Origin of the sequence: Clostridium cuniculi (assembly GCF_004353185.1) — a bacterium.
Classification (GTDB): domain Bacteria; phylum Bacillota; class Clostridia; order Clostridiales; family Clostridiaceae; genus Clostridium; species Clostridium cuniculi.
This window is the reverse complement of sequence record NZ_SMUS01000107.1, coordinates 1-736: the sequence shown is the minus strand read 5'-3', so window position 1 is coordinate 736 and position 736 is coordinate 1. Positions and strand designations below refer to the sequence as shown.

Genomic DNA, 736 nt, shown 5'->3' with positions numbered 1-736 from the left:
AATCAGGACCACCCGTAAAACGGGTGGTTTGCTCTACGCCTATAAGGCTCTGTTACTGGCTGTGCTACTCGCACGTCGAACGGTTTGCCAACCGCATATTTTTACTGGCTACCCCTAAAGGGGCTTTATTACTTGCCTTTCTTTACCGGCTCACCCGTAAACGGGTCTATGTATTCTTTTAAACTCATTTGTTCATAAGCTAAATCTTCTTGAATTTGATTTTTTATATACTCTTCTATTACTTTTTTATTTCTTCCTACTGTATCAACATAATATCCTTTGCACCAAAACTGCCTATTTCCATATTTATATTTTAAATTTGCATGGCGGTCAAATATCATCAATGAGCTTTTTCCCTTTAAATATCCCATAAATTGTGAAACACTCAATTTTGGTGGTATACTAACAAGCATATGTATATGATCCTTACATGCATTTGCTTCTATTATCTCTACTCCCTTTTGATCACATAACTTTCTCAATATTGCTCCTATATCAGCTTTTATTTTTCCATAAATTATTTGTCTTCTATACTTTGGTGCGAAAACTATATGATATTTACAATTCCATTTACTATGTGCTAAACTACTATTATCCATATTGGATACCTCCTTGTATTATAGTTGTGGTCGGCAAACCTACTATAATTTTACAACGGAGGTTTTTTTATTTCTACTCACCGCTAGAAGCTTTCCGGAACCACAGGTCGAACCTGTGGTATTCTAAATACAAATAA

The 736-nt window shown here is 34.9% G+C and carries 1 protein-coding gene; it reads right to left on the bottom strand.

From position 1 onward, the window contains the following. Window positions 1-128: 128 nt before the first annotated feature. On the bottom strand, window positions 129-599 hold the full coding sequence (tnpA, locus tag EJJ37_RS19800; protein WP_133017135.1) for an IS200/IS605 family transposase: 471 nt from the start codon (window positions 597-599) through the stop codon (window positions 129-131). Between the last annotated feature and the right edge of the window lie 137 nt (window positions 600-736).